Here is a 19,678-nt window from a genome sequence, read left to right on the forward strand (position 1 = left end):
GGGCATGGCGAAATCATCCTCACTGGCGGCACTGGGTCTGACGGCCCAAGGCGGGCGCGAGGCAACGATCACCGACATCACAGTCGACAGCCGAGACGCCGGACAGGGCACGCTTTTTGCCGCCCTGCCGGGGTCCAACGTACATGGCGCCAGTTTCATCGGAAAGGCGCTAGCCGCTGGTGCAAGCGCCATATTGACCGATGCCGAAGGGGCGGAGATTGCCGCCGAAGACCTCGCCGCATCTGACGCCGCACTGATCGTAGCGCAAGACCCGCGCCAAACCCTCGCGCAAACCGCCTCACTCTGGTTCGGCGCACATCCTGCGACGGTTGTGGCTGTCACGGGAACCAATGGCAAAACCTCCGTCTCCACCTTCACCCGCCAAATTTGGGAGGCGCTGGGCATTGCGGGCGTCAACCTTGGCACCACTGGCGTCGAAGGCTCATGGTCTCACCCTTTGCGTCATACAACGCCTGAACCGATCACGCTGCACCGCGTTCTGGCTGAAGCCTCCGCCAACGCCATCACTCATGTCGCGATGGAGGCGTCAAGCCACGGCCTCGACCAATGCCGCCTTGATGGCGTGCATCTGACCGCTGCTGGGTTCACCAATTTTACGCAAGATCACCTCGACTACCACGAAACTTTTGATGCGTATTTCGACGCGAAAATGGGCCTCTTCACCCGTGTGCTTTCGCCCGAAGGGGTGGCGGTCGTAAACCTTGATGACCCCAAAGGCAAAGAGGTCGCCAAGATCTGTGAAGAGCGCGGGCAAGAGGTCATCGGCGTCGGCGCGTCAGAAGACGCGCGCCTGCGCCTTTCCGCGCGTCGGTTCGATGCAACAGGCCAAGACCTGCGATTTACGTGGCAAGGCAAACCTTTCCAGACGCGTCTGGACCTGATGGGGGGATTCCAAGCCGACAATGTCTTGCTGGCCGCTGGTCTCGTCATCGCTGCCGGAGCCGCACCGTCCGACGTGTTCGAAACGCTGGACACTCTGACAACGGTGCGCGGGCGCATGGAACTCGCCGCGACGCGCGACAATGGCGCCGCGGTCTTCGTGGATTACGCCCACACGCCAGACGCCGTCTCAACAGCCCTGCAGGCGATGCGCCCACATGTGATGGGCAAGATCGTCGTCATCGTTGGCGCAGGTGGGGATAGAGACACCACCAAGCGCCCGCTGATGGGAGCCGCCGCAGCTGAACACGCCGACGTGGTCATCATCACTGACGACAACCCCCGCTCCGAAGACCCTGCAGCGATCCGAGCTGCTGTCATGGCGGGTGCCGTGCAAGCGGGCGAAGCGGATCAGATCATCGAAGTGGGCGACCGCGCCGAAGCCATCCTGCGCGGGATCGACATGCTAGAGGTGGGGGATGCTCTGCTGATTGCGGGCAAAGGTCATGAAAGCGGTCAGATCGTCGGCGACAGCGTGCTGCCTTTTGATGATGTTGAACAAGCCTCCGTCGCCGTCGCCGCGTTGGAGGGTCGGATATGACGCTGTGGACCGCGAAGGACGCTGCCCAAGCCACAGGCGGGCAGGCCACAACCGACTGGCAGGCGAACGGTGTCTCCATTGACACCCGCACGATCCAAATGGGCGATCTCTTTGTCGCGTTGAAAGACATCCGCGACGGCCATGATTTCGTCGCCCAAGCGCTCGAAAAAGGGGCCGCCGCCGCTCTGGTCACGCATCGTCCCGATGGTGTTGCGGAAAATGCGCCGCTCCTGATTGTCCCCGACGTATTGAAAGCCCTCGAAGCCCTTGGCTCCGCCGCTCGCGCGAGAACAGATGCGAAAGTCATGGGCATCACCGGTTCCGTCGGAAAAACCTCCACCAAGGAAATGCTGCGAGAGGTTCTAAAACCCCAAGGCAAAACCCACGCCGCCGAAGCTTCTTATAACAACCACTGGGGCGTCCCGCTGACACTTGCGCGGATGCCGCAAGACACTGAATTTGCCATCATCGAAATCGGGATGAGCAATCCCGGCGAAATCGCACCGCTCTCGAATCTGGCTCAGCCGCATGTCGTGATGATCACCACCGTGGCCGCGGCACACCTCGAAGCCTTTGAAAGCATCGAAGGGATTGCCCACGAAAAAGCCGCCATCATGGACGGCTTGCTCGCGGGCGGCACCGCGATCCTCAACGCTGACATCGAGACGACAGCGATCTTGCAAACAAAAGCCAAAGACATCGGCGTGACGCCTATCCTATTCGGGACTAAAAACGCGGATTGGCAGATCACCGATGTGCGCCTCTCCACCGACCGCACAATCATCAGCGCAACCCATGGCGATGCAGACTACTTGTTCAAACTCTCAGTTGCCGGTCGCCACTTTGCCTCAAACGCCGTCGGCGTTCTGGCATCTGTCGAAGCACTTGGCGCGGACCCCACCCAAGCCGCACTCGACATCGCACACTGGTTGCCGCCTGCGGGTAGGGGGACACGGGAGGTCGTAACTCTCGACCCCGCCAGAACCGACGAAACGCTCGACTTGATCGATGACGCTTTCAACGCAAACCCCACCTCGATGACCGCGGCCCTCGAAATCCTCGCTGCAGCCACGCCGGTCGACAATGTAGGTCGCATCATCAAAGGCCGCCGCATCGCAATCCTTGGCGACATGTTGGAGTTGGGCGGCGAGGAGATGGCCATGCATCGCGATCTCTCACAAGATACTAACCTTCAAACTGCTGACCTGATCCACTGCGCTGGTCCGCGCATGAAGCATCTATACGACGCTCTGCCAGAAGAAAAACGTGGCCTGTGGGCGGAACAGGCGCAAGAGTTGGCAAGCCAGCCTGCGGCCCTTGTCGACGCGGGTGACGTTGTGTTGGTTAAGGGATCTAAGGGCAGCAAAGTCAGCTTGGTCGTTGACGCCATCCGCAAACTGGGGCATCGCTAGACCCCAATAAAAATAAGAGGGCGAGCAAATGCTATATTGGCTGACAGAGCTGTCGGACGGCGGGGATTTCTTTAATCTCTTCCGCTATATTACATTCCGTTCTGGTGGAGCCTTCTTCACAGCGCTCTTATTCGGTTTCTTCTTTGGGCCGCCTTTGATCAACGTCTTGCGCCGCAAGCAAGGCAAAGGTCAGCCGATCCGTGAAGACGGGCCGGAGGGTCATCTCGCAAAAGCTGGAACTCCGACGATGGGCGGCTTGCTTATTGTCGGCGCTCTTTTGACCTCAACGCTGCTCTGGGCGCGGTGGGATAATGGCTATGTCTGGATGGTGCTATTTGTGACCATGTCCTTTGCCTTGATTGGGTTTGCAGACGATTATGCTAAGGTTTCAAAGCAGAATACCGCGGGCGTTCCGGGGCGCATTCGTATTGCCCTGGGTCTGCTGATTGCAGCAATTGCCGGTTATTGGGCCGCTCAACTGCATCCGATTGATTTGTCCAACCAACTTGCCGTTCCAGTGTTTAAAGACGTTCTGATCAACCTCGGGATCTTCTTCATACCCTTCGCGATGATTGTGATCGTCGGGGCTGCGAATGCTGTGAACCTGACAGACGGCCTCGATGGCCTCGCGATTATGCCAGTGATGATCGCAAGTGCTGCCTTGGGCATCATCGCGTACTTCGTTGGACGTGTGGACTTTACCGCGTCTCTCGGCCTTCACTACGTCCCCGGCACGGGTGAGATGCTCGTCATCGTAGCGGGCCTGATCGGCGGTGGATTGGGGTTCCTCTGGTACAACGCGCCGCCTGCGGCAGTCTTTATGGGAGATACCGGTTCGCTGGCTTTGGGCGGCGCGCTGGGCGCAATCGCCGTTGCGTCTAAGCACGAGATTGTCCTGGCAATCGTTGGCGGATTGTTCGTCGTTGAAGCGCTGTCCGTCATCATCCAGGTGTTCTACTTCAAAGCCACTGGCAAGCGCGTTTTCCTCATGGCGCCGATCCACCATCACTACGAAAAGAAGGGCTGGGCAGAACCACAAATTGTGATCCGGTTTTGGATCGTCTCGCTGATCTTAGCGATGATTGGTTTGGCGACCTTGAAAGTGCGGTAAGCGGGCTTGGACCGAAAATGGGCAGCGCAAACCCAAAACTAGAGCGGAAGGCAGCGCAGGTTGCAAAACGTTGGGGGTTGACGCTTGAGCAGCAACTTGTCGCCGAGAAAAATCGGATCGCATTCAAAGTGTCGTCGCCATGGGGACCAGCCGCGCTCAAGGTCTACCGCGACCTAAATGCCGCTGGCGAACGTTCTGCCGCTTCGTTCTATCGTAAACTCCCCAAAGGCCTTGGCCCGACGCTTTATAAGACAAGCCCGTTGAACCGCGCGATCTTGGTCGAATGGCTGGACGGCCCAAATCTAGGGGAGTTGCGTGCCTCCGGTCAGGAAGATGAGGCGAATGTCTATTTGGCTCAGGTCACGCGGGCGCTCTACCGTGCCAAAATTCAAATTCCGTTCCGATATTTGCGACTGGCCAAAACGATGGAGCAAAAGCTCAAGGTCGCGTCCTCGGTAACTATCACAGATGAATTTGCAAAAGCGCTTGATCAGGTCGCGAACCTGCTCAATGAGCTGAACAACACCACGCAGACAGAGCAGGTCATTCACGGTGATCTTCACTACGAAAATGTCATCCTGACGTCTGAAGGCCCAAAGCTCTTCGATCCCAAAGTGTATCGCGCCGATCCAGCAGCGGAGCTTAGCAAAGGTTTATTAGCCGGTCACGCTGACAGGCCGATCGAAGAATTCTCAGATCGTATCACAAAACGTGCGGATGCTTTGGCTCCAGCAACCGACAGTCAGCCGGAGCGTTTGATCGGGTGGAGCACGGTGCTGTACGCGACCCGCCTGTTCAAAGCGAAGCATAAGGTGGTTCATCAAAGTGATTTTGAGAAACTTGATCTCCTCTTGAAGCTTTCGGCGACTATGTAAATGGCGGGTTCGCCGATTGGCTCAGACAGTAGGTTACATCTGGTTACACTCTCACCAATAGACCGTCCGCATCCTTTATCCCTTCCGTTGTCATACGCCTGTATGCACAGGCTGTGTACGCCCTGTGTACAGCTGGTGTACGAGCGAAATAAGGAAAACAACGCCATTAACCCCTATTAACGCGCCCTTGCGCTGGTTTGCGTTCCCCGCCACTTTGACGACAAGGGAGAAGGGCATGATTCCAGTTCAAGGATACACCGGAAAAACCGTCGCCGTGCTTGGTCTTGGTCGTTCTGGCCGTGCCGCCGCCGCGGCGTTAGAGGCCGGTGGTGCACGGGCTGTCTGTTGGGATGACAGCAGTGCCGCCCAACAAGCGGCTGAGGACGACGGGCTAGAGCTGCGCGATCTTCGAAAAGAAGGCGCATTTGACGATGTGTCGGCACTGATCGTCTCCCCCGGAATTCCGCATTTATATCCCAAGCCGAACGCCGTTATCGCAGCCGCTTGGGACGCAGGCGTTCCCGTGGATAATGACATAGGTTTGTTCTTCCGGTCCTACGCCACGAATGATTGGGATGATTTTGACACCACGCCCAAGGTGATCGCCGTCACCGGTTCAAACGGCAAATCCACCACGTCAGCCTTGATCCATCATATCCTTGTTGAAAACGGTCGCCCCGCGCAATTGGCGGGCAATATCGGACGCGGGGTTTTGGACCTCGAACCGGCGCATGACGGGGAGGTGGTGGTGTTGGAGCTGTCCTCCTACCAAACCGACCTCGCGCGGGCGTTGACCCCCGACATCGCTGTTTTCACCAACCTCAGCCCGGACCACCTGGATCGCCACGCGGGTTTGGGAGGGTATTTTGCAGCGAAACGCCGGCTTTTTGCTGAAGGCGGGCCTGATCGCGCGGTGATCGGTGTGGATGAGGACGAGGGCCGCTATATCGCCAACCAGCTTGCCGAAGCGGGTGATGATTGTGTTCTGCGAATCTCTGTTGAGCGCAAGCTCGGCGGCGACGGCTGGAACGTTTTTGCCAAGAAAGGATTTCTGGCAGAGACCCGCAAAGGCCGCCAGGTTGCCTCGATCGATCTGCGCGATATTGCTGGTCTTCCGGGCGCGCATAACCACCAAAACGCTTGTGCGGCATACGCAGCCTGTCGGACTTTGGGCATTGGTCCGAAGGGCATTGAGGCTGCGATGCGCAGTTATTCGGGGCTACCGCACCGGTCTCAGATCGTGGCTGAGCGAGACGGGGTGACGTTCGTCAATGACAGTAAGGCCACGAATGTCGATAGCGCGGCAAAGGCCTTGCAGGCGTTCAAGAAAATCCGCTGGATTTGCGGCGGTTTGCAGAAAGATGGTGGGTTAGATGCGCTGTTGCCGCATGTTGGGTCTGTGCAGAAAGCCTATGTCATCGGTCGTGAGGCAGATGATTTCGCGCGTCAGCTGACTGGAGTGGAGACGCAAGTTTGTGGGATCATGGAGGCCGCAGTCGGCGCCGCTGTTGCGGATGCAGAGGCGGGGGAAGTTGTTCTTCTAGCGCCCGCGGCGGCGTCCTTCGATCAATACGACAGCTTTGAGAAGCGCGGAGATGATTTTGCGCGTTTGGTGCAAGAGGCGTTGCGTTAAGCCTTTGGTAAGCTGACCCACCGGGGGAGTTTTTTGGCCAAGATGAAAGAGCTTATTGTTTGGCTTTGTTGGCTTGGCCCGCAACCCATCCCGACGACCAAGCCCATTGGAAGTTGTATCCGCCAAGCCAGCCGGTGACGTCAACCGCTTCGCCAACGAAATAGAGGCCGGGGACGGATTTGGCTTCCATGGTTTTGGAGTTGAGATCGGCTGTGTCAACGCCGCCCAGCGTAACTTCTGCTGTGCGATACCCTTCGGAGCCGGAGGGCGTCAGCGTCCAGTGATGCAGGTCTTGCGCAAGGTCTATAAGCCGCGCATCGGACCAATCTGCGAGATTACCATCGAGCGTCCAAGCCTCTGCCAAGTAGCTGGCGAGGCGTTGCGGAATGACTTGCGCCAGTACCGTTGAAATGTCTTTTCGGCCTTCGGTGGTCTTGCGCGATTTCAGGTAGTCAAAGATGTCGGTTTGCGAGGCGCAGTTGATCTCGATGGGTTCCCCTTCGCGCCAATAGCTTGAGGCTTGAAGGATCGCGGGGCCTGACAGGCCACGGTGTGTGAAAAGGGTGGCTTCTTCGAATGTGGTGGCTCCGGCGGTTACTGTGCTGGGCAGCGCCGTGCCCGCCAAGGGTTTGAAGCGGTCATCGGTGAAGGTCAAAGGCACAAGGCCCGGTCGGGGAGTGATGATGTTGAGGCCGAATTGCTCGGCTATGCTGTAGGCAAGACCGGTGGCTCCCATCTTTGGGATCGATTTGCCTCCGGTTGCGACGATCAAATTGTTGGCGCGGATGGTGATCGGCTCGCCGTCTTTGGCAGCCAGGACTTCGAAGGCATCCGTTTTGCGGATATCCGTGATGTCCGTCTTGAGCCACAGCGTCGCGCCCACCTTGGCCATCTCTGCTTGGAGGAGGGCAATGATGTCTTTGGCGCTGGTATCGCAGAAGAGCTGGCCGAGCGTTTTCTCGTGATATGGGATGCCGTGCTGCACGACCAAATCAATGAAATCCCATTGCGTGTAGCGGCTCAGCGCGGATTTCGCGAAGTGCGGGTTTTGGGAGAGGAAATTCTCCGGCCCTGCATAGAGGTTGGTGAAATTGCATCGCCCGCCGCCGGAGATGCGGATTTTTTCGCCGGGCAGTTTGGCGTGGTCAATCACAAGCGTGTTCGGGCCTGCATGGGCTGCAGCCATCATGCCGGCGGCCCCTGCGCCGAGGATGAGCGTGTTAACGAACATGAGGTCCCACTTGTCTTGGTTCGTGCGACTTGGCAAGCGCCGGATGCCTCCGGCGGAGGTATTTTTCGCTCAAAAGATATGGGGTACGGGGCCAGATTTTCAGTGGAATTCTGAGGCCGTTGCGCGTATGATTGGAGGATAGACCTCGGAAAACCGAGGCGTTGAGGCAGATTTGGCGGTGGCTCCATGACGGAAATGGTCTATGGGACGGTCCCTGTGGTATCGGTTGATCCGATTATTCCACGGTGGTGGCGGACAGTTGATAAATGGACATTGACCTGTGTGTTCGTTCTATTCGGGATCGGCTTGTTGTTGGGTTTGGCTTCTTCGCCGCCATTGGCGAGCAAGAACGGGCTTGAGCCATTTCATTATGTGATGCGGCAGGGGTTCTTTGGGGGCCTTGCGCTGGCGACCATGCTGGTGGTGTCGATGATGTCGCCGCAGCTGGTGCGGCGCTTGGCCGTCATAGGATTTGTCTGTGCTTTCGTGGCCGTAGCGCTGTTGCCTATTTTTGGGACGGACTTTGGTAAAGGGGCCACGCGGTGGTATTCGCTCGGCTTTGCGTCGCTTCAGCCATCAGAGTTTTTGAAGCCGGGTTTTGTGGTTGTGACCGCGTGGCTCTTGGCGGCTAGTCAGGACATTGGCGGCCCTCCGGGCAAGACCTATTCCTTTGTTTTGACGGTGATGATCTGCGCGATGCTGGCGCTTCAGCCTGATTTTGGACAGGCGTGTCTGGTCTTGTTTGCTTGGGGTGTGATGTATTTTGTTGGCGGCGCACCGATGCTTTTGTTGATTGGCATCGCCGGTCTTGTCGTCATGGCGGGGAGCTTTGCGTATTCGAATTCGGAACATTTTGCGCGCAGGATTGATGGGTTCCTGTCGCCTGATGTCGATCCGACCACTCAGCTTGGCTATGCCTCGACTGCCATCCGTGAGGGTGGTTTGTTTGGTGTTGGCGTGGGTGAGGGGCAGGTGAAGTGGTCGCTGCCTGATGCCCATACGGATTTCATCATCGCCGTTGCGGCAGAGGAATATGGGCTGATCTGTGTGCTGGCGATCCTCGCGCTTTACACGACAATTGTGGTGCGCAGCTTGATGCGGCTGATGAAAGAACGCGATCCGTTTATTCGGTTGGCAGGAACGGGGCTGGCTTGTGCCTTTGGTGTTCAGGCGATGATCAACATGGGTGTTGCGGTGCGTTTGCTGCCCGCAAAGGGTATGACTTTGCCGTTTGTGTCTTATGGTGGATCGTCGTTGATTGCGGGTGGGATCGCGGTTGGCATGCTGCTGGCCTTCACGCGCACGCGGCCTCAGGGTGAGATGGAAGACGTTCTGATGCGGCGTATCGGGCGATGAGCGGGCCGCTGTTGGTCATCGCCGCTGGAGGCACCGGCGGACATATGTTTCCCGCACAAGCCTTGGCGGAGGCGATGTTGGCCAAAGGCTGGCGCGTCCGGCTTAGCACCGATGCGCGCGGCGCGCGATATACCGGTGGGTTTCCGGACGCGGTGGAGGTGCAGGTTGTCGGATCAGCGACCTTTGCAAGGGGCGGAATTCTGCAAAAGACTATGGTTCCGTTTCGTATTTTAGGCGGGTCCTTAGCGGCTATCCTACGGATGCGGCGCGAACAGCCTGCGGTCGTTGTTGGCTTTGGCGGCTATCCCGCGATCCCCGCGATGGTGGCCGCTTGGGTTCTGCGAAAACCGCGGATGATCCATGAACAAAACGGTGTTCTCGGGCGGGTCAATCAGATCTTTGCGACGCGGGTGGATAAGGTTGCCTGCGGAACGTGGCCCACCGAATTGCCCGAAGGCGTCGAAGGCGAAGATGTGGGTAACCCTGTCAGAGCTGCCGTTTTGGCGCGTGCAGGAGCAGGGTATATTCCGCCGGGCGATTATCCAATGTCGATCCTGATGATGGGCGGGTCGCAAGGGGCACGGATCTTGTCTGACGTGGTGCCTGCTGCTTTGGCGGCTGTGCCGGAAGATTTACGCCAAAACATTCGGATCAGCCATCAGGCGCGTGAGGAAGATGTGGGTCGTGTCGAGGTCGCCTATGCTCAGACGGGTATTTCAGCGGAAGTGCAGACCTTCTTTACCGATGTGCCGGACCGTTTGTCGGAGGCGCAATTGCTGATCGCGCGGTCGGGGGCATCCACGGTTGCGGATGCGACGGTGATCGGACGCCCTTCGATCTTTGTTCCCTTGGCGCAAGCGATACGCGATGAACAAACCGCCAACGCCCGCGCAATGGTGGAGGCAGGAGCGGCAGTCTTAATGCCGGAAAGCACATTTACACCGCAGGCCCTCGCCGAAACGATCGAACGGATCTTGGGAAACCCAAAGGCGGCGACCCAAATGGCGCAGGCGGCTTTGGCCTGTGGCAAGCCCGACGCGACGGAGCGGCTTGTGGCCCTGGTTGAAACTCTGGCAGAGGGAGAGCAGAATTGATGGATGGAGTGGTTAGGATGAATGCGGCAACAAAACTCCCCCTCGATGTAGGGGCGATCCACTTCGTAGGGATCGGCGGAATTGGCATGTCCGGCATTGCCGAGGTGCTCTTGAGCCATGGCTACACTGTTCAGGGCTCTGATTTGAAGGCGACCAAGATCACCGATCGTTTGAAATCACTTGGTGCGATTGTCTTTGAAGGCCAGCGGGCGGAGAATTTGGAAGACGCCGAGGTTGTCGTGATTTCCTCTGCCATCAAGCCGGGCAATGCGGAGTATGATGCCGCACGGGCCAGAGGTCTGCCGATTGTCCGTCGCGCCGAGATGTTGGCGGAGTTGATGCGCCTAAAGTCGAACGTGGCGGTGGCCGGCACGCATGGAAAAACCACAACCACAACAATGGTGGCAGCCTTGCTGGATGAAGGCGGGATCGACCCGACCGTCATCAATGGCGGGATCATTCATGCCTATGGCTCCAATGCTCGCATGGGGCAGGGCGAATGGATGGTGGTGGAGGCCGACGAAAGCGACGGTACCTTCAACCGACTGCCAGCGACCATTGCGATTGTGACGAATATTGACCCAGAGCATATGGAGCATTGGAAAACCGAAGAGGCGCTGCACCAAGGCTTCCTCGATTTTGTATCCAATATTCCGTTCTATGGCTTGGCGGTATGCTGCACTGATGACCCAGATGTTCAGTCGCTGGTGGGTAAGATCAGCGATCGCCGCGTGGTGACATTTGGCTTTAACGCACAAGCGGACGTTCGGGCCGTTAACCTGACGTATAAGGCCGGTGTGGCTCATTTTGACATCGCGCTTCAGACCGAGGGGTTGGTGATCGAGGATTGTGAATTGCCGATGCCGGGGGATCACAATGTCTCTAACGCGTTGTCCGCTGTTGCGGTCGCGCGGCATTTGGGCATGAAGGTCAACGAGATCAAAGCCGCCCTAAAGAACTTTGGCGGCGTAAATCGGCGCTTTACAAAGGTCGGTGAGGTTGATGGCGTGACGATCATTGACGATTATGGCCACCATCCGGTTGAGATCGCGGCCGTCTTAAAAGCGGCGCGGCAAGCGACAGAAGGCCGTGTCATTGCAGTTCATCAACCGCATAGATACTCGCGCCTGAGCCATCATTTTGATGAGTTTTGTGCCTGCTTTAATGATGCCGATGTTGTTGGCATTGCAGAGGTATTTTCCGCAGGCGAAGAGCCAATTGAAGGCGCAAGCCGCGATGATTTAGTTGCTGGGCTTGTCCGTCATGGCCATCGTCATGCGCGATCTGTGGTGGATCAAGACGACCTGACCCGACTGGTGCGAGAGCAAGCCGCTTCGGGTGATATGGTGGTTTGTCTTGGCGCTGGTACGATCAGCGCATGGGCGAACGCATTGCCGGAGCAGCTTAAGAAATGACACTATCTCTCATTTTGGGATGTCTTTGGGGTATGGCGTCTGCCGTGGTGGCCATGTTGCCGATGCAGCGTCAGTTTGGACCGGGCATCGTGCTTTTGATCGCAGCACCGGTTTTGATCGTCTGGATTGGCTATGACTACGGTTGGTGGCTAAGCATTGCCGCTGCGCTGGCGTTTTTGTCGATGTACCGTAATCCACTGCGCTATCTTTGGAAGAAGGCCACAGGCCAAGAGGTTGAGGTGCCGAAATGACGCTGTCTCTCTTTGCCGCAAGCCTTTGGTTCGTTTTGGCCGCTGTCCTTGCGTCCATTCCATCGAATGATCAGCACTGGCGGCGGGCCTATTTCCTGATCGCGATTGGTATTCCGATCGTTGGCTGGGTTGCCTATCAAAACGGCCCCTGGATCGCGTTGATCATTCTCGGTGCTGGGTGTTCGTTCTTGCGGTGGCCGGTTTATTATCTTTGGCAATGGTTTAAGCGCAACGTGACCCAACGCACATGACCGATATCTTCGTCCTTTCCGGCATGATAGCAGCGGCGATGGTGCCGTTTGCTATTATGGCCTTTTGGATGCGTCGAGGACGAACTGGGTATGCATTGACCCTGATTTCCATACTGGGTGCGGCCTTTGTCATTTTCCTTTATGGCGTTCAAACTCCGATTGGATTGACGCCTGTGCAGGCGTATTCCTTCGCCTTGCTCTTTGCGCTGCCAGCGGTTCTAGGTGCCGCGGGTGGAGGGCTGTTGGGTTGGCTGCTTCGCAAACGAGATGATCGAAAAACGCTATGACAAAAAGCCTCCCAAACGTGCGTGGAACGGTGACGCGGAACAAAGACCTTGGTGGCCTGACATGGCTGCGGGTAGGTGGCCCAGCTGATGTGCTTTTCCAGCCTGCGGATGTTGAGGATTTGGCCGCATTTCTTTCCGGACTTCCCACTGAAGTGCCTGTTTTTCCGATGGGTGTCGGCAGCAATCTGATCGTGCGCGATGGTGGGGTCCGAGGCGTGGTGATCCGGCTCGGGCGCGGGTTTAACGGGATCGACATCGACAGTGATCGCGTGACCGCAGGAGCTGCTGCGCTGGATGCCCATGTCGCCCGGAAAGCTGCGGAAGCAGGTTTGGATTTGACCTTTTTGCGCACCATCCCCGGTAGCATTGGCGGTGCAGTTCGTATGAATGCAGGCTGCTACGGCAGCTATACCGGCGATGTCTTTGAAAGCGCGGAGGTGGTGCTGCGGGATGGTACACGGGCGACGCTCTCAGCGAGTGATCTGAACTTCGCCTATCGATCGACCACATTGCCTGAGGGGGCGGTGATGGTTTCTGCAACCTTCAAAGCGCCGAACGGCGACCCCGAAGAACTTACCGCGCGGATGGAGGCCCAACTGGCCAAGCGTGATGAAACGCAGCCGACAAAGGACCGCACAGCAGGGTCGACCTTTCGTAATCCGGCGGGATTTAGCTCAACGGGCCGCGAGGACGACACACATGATCTCAAAGCATGGAAAGTGATTGATAACGCTGGAATGCGGGGCGCCACTCGCGGTGGTGCAGTGATGAACACGATGCACTCCAACTTCCTGACCAACGCCGGTGGCGCGACGGCTGCGGATTTGGAGGATTTGGGCGAGGAGGTGCGAAAAGCTGTTTACGCGCAGAGCGGTATCACGCTACAATGGGAAATTATGCGGGTGGGTGAGCGCGACGCTCCGAAGGCCGCGAAAAAACAATAAGTTGGCTCCAAACAAGGGGCCTGATCCGAGGCAAGGATCGACATGATAAAGACGGGTCACAAGACCCGCGCAAGAGGCGGTTTGGGATATGTCGAGCAGGGCAGACCCCAGCGTTGTTGTATTGATGGGCGGACCATCGGCTGAACGTGAGGTGTCCCTCAGTTCCGGCCGTGAATGTGCAACAGCATTGCGGGCATCAGGATGCGAAGTGGTGGAGGTCGATGCTGGCCCCGACCTTGCCGCGCGCCTGATCGAGATTTCACCGGATGCTGTCTTTAACGCGCTTCACGGCCGCTGGGGCGAAGATGGCTGCGTTCAGGGGATGCTCGAATGGCTGCGTATTCCCTACACGCATTCCGGTGTGGTGGCCTCTGCCGTGGCGATGGATAAGCAACGGACAAAGGATGTCTATCGCGCCGCGGGTTTACCCTTTGTTGACTCAATCATTGCAAAGTCATCCGACGTGTCTGCTGCGCATGTGATGGAACCGCCTTACGTCGTGAAACCCTACAACGAGGGGTCCTCGGTCGGCGTTTACATCGTCGGTGAAAGCCCGAATGGTCCGCCTCAATTGGCGAACGACATGCCGGTTGAAGTGATGGTTGAAACCTACGCCCCGGGTCGTGAACTAACAACAACCGTTCTTGGCGATCGCCCACTGACGGTGACGGATATCATCACCGACGGTTGGTATGATTATCACGCCAAATATGCCGAAGGCGGGTCGCGGCATGAATTGCCTGCGGATGTCCCGACCGAGATTTTCGACGCCTGCATGGACTTCGCGGTAAAGGCCCATAAGGCGCTCGGTTGCCGTGGCCTATCCCGTACAGATTATCGTTGGGATGAAACCCGAGGCATCGACGGGTTGATCCTGCTCGAGACAAACACCCAACCTGGGATGACGCCAACATCTCTGGCGCCCGAACAAGCCGAAAACTGCGGGATTTCTTTCCCCGATCTGTGCCGCCAGTTGGTGGAGGACGCCTCATGCGACCGCTGATCCGCCGCAACCACCGTGCGTCGTTGCGCGATCCGGCCCCGTCGAAATGGGGCTATCGGATGCAGCGGCTTTTGCTGACACCAGGGTTTGTGACCAGTGTGCGCGTTGGTATTCCTTTGGCCTTGATCGGGATCATCGCCGCAACGTGGTTTTCAGACGAACAGAGGGTTGCCGACTTCAACAAGCGGATCGCGGAAGTCAAAGCTTCGGTTCAAGAACGGCCGGAATTCATGGTCACCTCACTCGACGTAGTGGGCGCGGGTCCGGTCTTAGAGGCAGATGTACGTCGTGTTCTTCCGATAGACTTCCCGGCCTCCTCATTCGATTTGGATTTGGAAGCCATGCGTGAAGTTGTGGCCGCTTTGAACGCCGTGGCCGACGCAAGCGTCCGTGTAGGTGAGAATAACGCGTTGACCGTTGAGGTGACACCGCGCATCCCAGTGGCGCTGTGGCGGGCGCATGACAACTTGCGTTTGATCGATGCTGATGGCGTGTTCTCTGGTGTCGTCGCTGAACGCGGGGATCGTTTGGATCTTCCGTTGATTGCCGGCGATGGCGCACATGATCACATTCAAGAAGCGCTGGCTCTGTTCCGCAATGCAGGCCCCTTGGCCCCGCGTGTGCGCGGCTTGGTACGCATGGGTGAGCGTCGGTGGGACATTGTTCTAGATCGCGGCCAACGGATTAAACTGCCTGCCGAGGGGGCCATGGCCGCGCTCGATCGGGTGATCGTCCTCCACCAATCCAATGACATTTTGGAGAAAGATGTCGTGGCCATTGATCTGCGCAATCGCGATCGAGCCACCGTTCAAATGACGACAGAAGCAGCATCCGCGCTCAGACGGGTGAATACATTCGAGGCAGAAGACCAATGAAAGACGTGTACGAAAGCCAGCGCGCCATGCGCAACATGCGTAAAGCAGCGATGCAGCGCGGAGTGATTGCGATTTTGGATGTGGGGACGTCTAAGATCGCCTGTCTGGTTCTGCGGTTTGACGGTCCTGACCAGTTTGGCACGCCTGAGGGGATCGGATCGCTTGCTGGCCAATCGCAATTTCGAGTGATCGGGGCTGCGACAACGCGGTCGCGGGGCGTGCGTTTTGGCGAAGTTGACGCGATGCAAGAAACTGAACGCGCCATTCGGACAGCGGTTCAAGCGGCGCAGAAGATGGCGAATGTGCGTGTGGATCATGTGATCGCCTGCCTTAGCGGGGCGCGGCCTCGGTCCTACGGCCTTGATGGGATGGTTGAGATTGAGAACGGAATGGTCACGGACAATGACATCGCTCGCGTGATGGCGTCGTGCGATGTGCCGGACTACGGTCATGATCGCGATGTGCTGCACGCGCAACCAGTGAATTTCTCGCTGGATCATCGCAGCAGCCTTGCCGATCCACGTGGACAGATGGGCAATAAACTGACCACGGATATGCATATGTTGACCGTGGACAGTGTGGCGCTGCAAAACCTGTTTTTCTGTATCAAACGCTGTGACCTGGAATTGGCCGGCATCGCATCGTCGGCTTATGTGTCCGGTATTTCTTCGTTGGTCGAGGATGAGCAAGAGCTTGGCGCGGCCTGTATTGACTTTGGCGGCGGATCAACCGGTGTGTCGATCTTCATGCGCAAGCACATGATCTACGGAGATGCTGTGCGCATGGGTGGGGATCACGTCACAGGCGACATCTCCATGGGCCTGCAAGTGCCGATGGCGACGGCGGAACGGATCAAGACATTTTATGGCGGCGTGCTGGCGACTGGCATGGATGACCGCGAGATGATCGAGATCGGTGGCGAGACGGGTGATTGGGAACATGATCGTCGGACTGTGAGTCGCGCGGAACTGATCGGGATAATGCGCCCGCGGGTTGAAGAGATATTGGAAGAGGTTCGTTTGCGTCTAGACGCCGCCGGATTTGATCATTTGCCAAGTCAACAGATCGTATTGACGGGCGGGGCGAGCCAGATCCCAGGTTTGGACGGTCTGGCGAGTAAAATCTTGGGCTCACAAGTCCGACTCGGTCGACCGTTGCGCGTGCAAGGTTTGCCGCAGGCGGCAACGGGTCCAGCCTTCTCGGGTGCCGTCGGTTTGACGCTTTTCGCCGCACATCCGCAGGATGAGTGGTGGGATTTCGATATTCCGGCGGATACCTATCCCGCGCGCTCGCTTAAGCGCGCTGTGAAGTGGTTCAAGGATAACTGGTAGGAAATTTGGCTCGCCCAACGTCAACAACGGCGAGCAAGCTGCTGAAAGTTAACGACGTCTTCCTTCGCGGGTGAAGAGCGGAGCCGATTGTGGTGGTCAATTGGTGACCCACAAAGGAATGTGTGATCGGCGAAATCTTACCGAAAACAGTAAGAAACCTCCTATATTTTGTGGTTTTTTCGCGCTTTGCACGTGACGAATCTGCGACAAAAGGGTATCGTCCGTTCAATTTCAAAGAATCTGCCCAACGGGACGGGCTGAAAAACAGGCGGACAGAGCATGACATTGAACCTATCCATTCCTGGACATGAGGAAGAGTTGAAGCCCCGCATCACGGTATTTGGCGTGGGCGGTGCTGGTGGTAACGCAGTAAACAATATGATCGAGCAACAGCTCGAAGGGGTGGAGTTCGTTGTCGCGAACACCGATGCGCAGGCACTGCAGCAATCGCAGTCTGGCGCAAAAATCCAGATGGGTGTGAAAGTCACCGAAGGTCTTGGCGCAGGTGCACGGGCGACCGTTGGTGCTGCTGCTGCCGAAGAAAGCATCGAGCAGATCGTCGATCACCTCGCCGGCGCACACATGTGTTTCATCACTGCAGGTATGGGTGGGGGCACCGGTACCGGCGCTGCGCCGATCATCGCACAAGCAGCTCGTGAGCTGGGCGTGTTGACGGTTGGTGTTGTCACAAAGCCGTTCCAATTCGAAGGCGGCAAGCGCATGAAGCAAGCAGAGGAGGGTGTCGAAGCGCTCCAGAAGGTTGTGGATACGCTGATCATCATTCCGAACCAGAACCTCTTCCGCCTTGCGAACGAAAACACAACCTTCACCGAAGCTTTCGCTTTGGCTGACGATGTTCTCTACCAAGGTGTGAAGGGCGTGACTGATTTGATGGTTCGTCCGGGCCTCATCAACCTCGACTTCGCAGACGTCCGTGCGGTCATGGATGAGATGGGCAAAGCGATGATGGGTACAGGCGAAGCCGAGGGCGAAAGCCGCGCGGTTCAAGCGGCGGAGAAAGCGATTGCCAACCCACTGCTGGACGAGATTTCGTTGGAAGGCGCAAAGGGGGTGCTGATCAACATCACCGGCGGCTACGATCTGACACTATTCGAACTCGACGAAGCTGCGAACAAAATCCGCGAAAAAGTCGATCCAGATGCAAACATCATCGTCGGCTCCACATTGGACACCGGCATGGAGGGTCAGATGCGCGTGTCCGTTGTGGCAACGGGTATCGACGCAATCGCGAAATCATCCGATGTGCCACTGCCACGCCGATCCATGGCGGCCCCATTGACACCACAAGCTGCACAGGAAGAGGCACCGGTTGCCGCTCCAGCGCCAGCACCAGAAGAAGTTGCAGCGACCCCAGCACCCGTTGAAGCGCCAGCTGCCGTAGCGGCGCCTTCAACACCCGAGCCGTCCTTGTTTGAGGATATGCCGGAGCCTGAGCCATACGTGGCCGAGCAAGCTGCACCAGCGGTGGCAGATGATCTTCCGCCGCCTGCATACCAGCCAGCGCCAGCAACAGAAGCTGAAACCTTTGTCGCACCAAGCGCAAGCGCACCAGGTACGCCGACACCTGAGGCGATGGCACGGCTGCAAGCCGCTGTAAACCGCGCTCCGGGCGCACAGCCAGCTGCGGAACCAGCGCCATCTGTTGCAGAAGGTGACAAGCCACGGTTCGGTATCAATTCACTGATCAACCGGATGACAGGTACGGCTGCACCAGAGGCGCCAATACGCCAGCAACCGCCTGTCACGCCGATCCGCGAAGAGCCAGCAGCAGAAGCTGATCCAGATCAGGAACGCATCGAGATTCCTGCGTTTTTGAGGCGTCAGGCGAACTAAACTACAGTTTTTCGTCACACACAAATTGGTGTGACGCAGCGTTCAGATTGAAAGAAAGGCCGCAGAGTTGCGGCCTTTTTTGTTTTGAATCAAAGCGTTGTGGGCGTTTTCTTGAGTAGTGTTACAAAACCCTTCCGCATATTTCAGTCCGTTACAAAGAGTGAATTGAGGACTCAGAGGGCGCACCCTAGGTAGGTGTGCAGGTAAACGGACGATAAACGTGCAAACGACGCTGAATTCAACAACCAACTTTGAGGGCTTGGGCCTTCACACAGGGAAACCTGTGTCAGTTGAATTGCGTCCTGCCTCTCCAGACACCGGAATCGTTTTCCATCGCGTTGATTTGGCCGATGGCGTTGCGGTCCTACCGGCGCTTTGGGATCGGGTAACCGTATCGCCTTTGAACACGCGCCTTTGTAACGATGATGGCATTACAGTTTCAACCATTGAACACGTTATGGCCGCATTGGCTGGCTGCGGCGTGCACAATGCGATTGTTGCAGTGAATGGCCCTGAACTTCCAATTATGGACGGAAGCAGCGCAGCGTTTGTGCGTGGCATCCTTGACGCAGGCGTATGTGAGACGGCCGTCCCGTTGAAGGCGATTGAGATTTTGAAACCTGTTCATGTCGAAGTCGGCGATGCCTGGGCGAGTTTGACACCAGCGACCAGCCTTCAGATAGATTTTGAAATTGATTTCGCCGATAAAGCGATTGGTCAGCAAAGCAAGACTCTTAACCTCGCCAATGGCACATTCGTGCGCGAGCTCTGTGATAGCCGGACATTCTGCCGCCAATCCGACGTCGATGCGATGCACGCCAATGGCTTGGCCCTTGGTGGGTCGCTCGAGAATGCTGTTGTCGTGGATGGCGATGCGATCCTTACGCCTGGTGGCTTGCGTCATGAGGATGAGGCTGTTCGGCACAAGATGCTGGACGCCTTGGGTGATCTTTATACAGCCGGTGCTCCGATTCTGGGTCGGTATCGCGGTGTACGCTCCGGCCATGCGGTGACCAATGCGCTTTTGAGAGCGCTTTTTGCAGACGATAGCGCGTGGCGTTGGGTGGTGTGTGATGCGCAGGTCGCGGCACGTTTGCCCGGTGTCGGTGTCACCAAAGCCGACCTCCACGCCGTCGCTTAAGAGCCCTTCCATTCACAGAACCGCGCAATGGGTGCAAAAGTCATTTTGCCCTCGTTTTTTCTATGTTACACCGATCAAAACGGGACGATGTTAACCGTCCTAGGGTATGGTGG

18 protein-coding genes are annotated in these 19,678 nt (G+C 57.3%); 17 read left to right on the forward strand and 1 reads right to left on the reverse strand.

From position 1 onward, the window contains the following. Positions 1-4: 4 nt before the first annotated feature. From BUA85_RS00830 to murD, 5 genes are all read left to right on the forward strand, one after another. Positions 5-1,501 carry a UDP-N-acetylmuramoyl-L-alanyl-D-glutamate--2,6-diaminopimelate ligase gene (locus tag BUA85_RS00830; RefSeq protein ID WP_072898534.1) on the forward strand — a complete coding sequence of 499 codons (1,497 nt, stop codon included), beginning with the start codon at positions 5-7 and terminating at the stop codon, positions 1,499-1,501. Next, positions 1,498-2,913, forward strand: coding sequence for a UDP-N-acetylmuramoyl-tripeptide--D-alanyl-D-alanine ligase (locus BUA85_RS00835; RefSeq protein ID WP_072898536.1), 1,416 nt, complete (start codon positions 1,498-1,500; stop codon positions 2,911-2,913). Before BUA85_RS00830 ends, BUA85_RS00835 begins: the two co-directional genes overlap by 4 nt. A 28-nt stretch (positions 2,914-2,941) precedes the next feature. Continuing rightward, on the forward strand, positions 2,942-4,024 hold the full coding sequence (mraY, locus tag BUA85_RS00840; protein WP_072898538.1) for a phospho-N-acetylmuramoyl-pentapeptide-transferase: 1,083 nt from the start codon (positions 2,942-2,944) through the stop codon (positions 4,022-4,024). A gap of 17 nt (positions 4,025-4,041) precedes the next feature. Then, the gene (locus tag BUA85_RS00845) at positions 4,042-4,899 is read left to right on the forward strand and encodes an aminoglycoside phosphotransferase family protein (RefSeq protein ID WP_131802750.1); all 858 of its coding nucleotides are present in this window, start codon (positions 4,042-4,044) and stop codon (positions 4,897-4,899) included. Between the two features lie 235 nt (positions 4,900-5,134). After that, on the forward strand, positions 5,135-6,532 hold the full coding sequence (gene murD / locus BUA85_RS00850; RefSeq protein WP_072898540.1) for a UDP-N-acetylmuramoyl-L-alanine--D-glutamate ligase: 1,398 nt from the start codon (positions 5,135-5,137) through the stop codon (positions 6,530-6,532). Between the two features lie 52 nt (positions 6,533-6,584). On the opposite strand, the gene BUA85_RS00855 is transcribed toward murD, so the two are convergent. Beyond that, positions 6,585-7,763 (reverse strand): BaiN/RdsA family NAD(P)/FAD-dependent oxidoreductase, encoded by a 1,179-nt coding sequence (locus BUA85_RS00855; protein ID WP_072900339.1) that lies wholly within the window; start codon positions 7,761-7,763, stop codon positions 6,585-6,587. A 186-nt stretch (positions 7,764-7,949) separates the two neighbouring features. Between BUA85_RS00855 and ftsW the strand changes: the two genes are divergently transcribed. The 12 genes from ftsW (at position 7,950) to lpxC (ending at position 19,565) form a co-directional block, all read left to right on the forward strand. Then, complete coding sequence (ftsW, locus tag BUA85_RS00860) at positions 7,950-9,119, forward strand: putative lipid II flippase FtsW (protein WP_072898541.1); 1,170 nt, start codon at positions 7,950-7,952, stop codon at positions 9,117-9,119. Continuing rightward, positions 9,116-10,213, forward strand: a complete 1,098-nt coding sequence (locus BUA85_RS00865; protein WP_072898542.1) for a UDP-N-acetylglucosamine--N-acetylmuramyl-(pentapeptide) pyrophosphoryl-undecaprenol N-acetylglucosamine transferase — start codon at positions 9,116-9,118, stop codon at positions 10,211-10,213. Before ftsW ends, BUA85_RS00865 begins: the two co-directional genes overlap by 4 nt. A gap of 17 nt (positions 10,214-10,230) precedes the next feature. Beyond that, positions 10,231-11,628 (forward strand): UDP-N-acetylmuramate--L-alanine ligase, encoded by a 1,398-nt coding sequence (gene murC, locus BUA85_RS00870; protein WP_072898543.1) that lies wholly within the window; start codon positions 10,231-10,233, stop codon positions 11,626-11,628. Continuing rightward, positions 11,625-11,879: a DUF2484 family protein gene (locus tag BUA85_RS00875; protein ID WP_072898544.1), complete on the forward strand. Its 255-nt coding sequence runs from the start codon at positions 11,625-11,627 to the stop codon at positions 11,877-11,879. The genes murC and BUA85_RS00875 overlap by 4 nt, the downstream gene beginning before the upstream one ends. Then, positions 11,876-12,130, forward strand: coding sequence for a DUF2484 family protein (locus BUA85_RS00880; protein WP_072898545.1), 255 nt, complete (start codon positions 11,876-11,878; stop codon positions 12,128-12,130). Before BUA85_RS00875 ends, BUA85_RS00880 begins: the two co-directional genes overlap by 4 nt. After that, on the forward strand, positions 12,127-12,417 hold the full coding sequence (locus BUA85_RS00885) for a hypothetical protein (protein WP_072898546.1): 291 nt from the start codon (positions 12,127-12,129) through the stop codon (positions 12,415-12,417). The genes BUA85_RS00880 and BUA85_RS00885 overlap by 4 nt, the downstream gene beginning before the upstream one ends. Beyond that, positions 12,414-13,361: a UDP-N-acetylmuramate dehydrogenase gene (gene murB, locus BUA85_RS00890; protein ID WP_072898547.1), complete on the forward strand. Its 948-nt coding sequence runs from the start codon at positions 12,414-12,416 to the stop codon at positions 13,359-13,361. Before BUA85_RS00885 ends, murB begins: the two co-directional genes overlap by 4 nt. 88 nt (positions 13,362-13,449) lie before the next feature. After that, positions 13,450-14,364 (forward strand): D-alanine--D-alanine ligase, encoded by a 915-nt coding sequence (locus tag BUA85_RS00895; protein ID WP_072898548.1) that lies wholly within the window; start codon positions 13,450-13,452, stop codon positions 14,362-14,364. Continuing rightward, positions 14,352-15,239 carry a cell division protein FtsQ/DivIB gene (locus tag BUA85_RS00900; RefSeq protein WP_072898549.1) on the forward strand — a complete coding sequence of 296 codons (888 nt, stop codon included), beginning with the start codon at positions 14,352-14,354 and terminating at the stop codon, positions 15,237-15,239. The genes BUA85_RS00895 and BUA85_RS00900 overlap by 13 nt, the downstream gene beginning before the upstream one ends. After that, a complete protein-coding gene (gene ftsA / locus BUA85_RS00905) occupies positions 15,236-16,570 on the forward strand; it encodes a cell division protein FtsA (protein ID WP_072898550.1) in 1,335 nt (444 codons plus the stop codon). The genes BUA85_RS00900 and ftsA overlap by 4 nt, the downstream gene beginning before the upstream one ends. Before the next feature lie 279 nt (positions 16,571-16,849). Beyond that, positions 16,850-18,424: a cell division protein FtsZ gene (ftsZ, locus tag BUA85_RS00910; RefSeq protein WP_072898552.1), complete on the forward strand. Its 1,575-nt coding sequence runs from the start codon at positions 16,850-16,852 to the stop codon at positions 18,422-18,424. A 220-nt stretch (positions 18,425-18,644) separates the two neighbouring features. Continuing rightward, complete coding sequence (lpxC, locus tag BUA85_RS00915; protein ID WP_072898555.1) at positions 18,645-19,565, forward strand: UDP-3-O-acyl-N-acetylglucosamine deacetylase; 921 nt, start codon at positions 18,645-18,647, stop codon at positions 19,563-19,565. Positions 19,566-19,678: the final 113 nt, after the last annotated feature.

This window comes from Cognatiyoonia sediminum, from assembly GCF_900129845.1.
Classification (GTDB): Bacteria; Pseudomonadota; Alphaproteobacteria; order Rhodobacterales; family Rhodobacteraceae; genus Cognatiyoonia; species Cognatiyoonia sediminum.